At 34.3% G+C, this 245-nt stretch carries 1 pseudogene; it reads left to right on the top strand.

The window, feature by feature from the left end:
• A pseudogene (locus tag AC23ME_RS21125) lies at nucleotides 1-201 on the top strand (OmpA family protein); the annotation flags it as partial.
• Between the last annotated feature and the right edge of the window lie 44 nt (nucleotides 202-245).

Raw genomic sequence — 245 nt, forward strand, 5'->3', positions numbered from 1 at the left:
TTAGGTTCTAAAGCAAAACCAAACTTGTATTGGGTTAACCAATTAGCTATGATGTATGATGAATTGAAAGATCCTTCATTACGTAAAGAAGTTGAGGCTTTGAAAAACCGTGTTGCTAACGTTGAAAAATCAGTTGATTATTTGAAAAAAGATAGCGATGGAGATGGTGTTGCTGATATGTTTGACAAAGAGCATAATTAAGCTACAGGTGCTGTAGTTGATGGTTCAGGTCGTACAATAAAATT

The sequence above is a fragment of the Pedobacter sp. T50_32 genome (assembly GCF_057652195.1).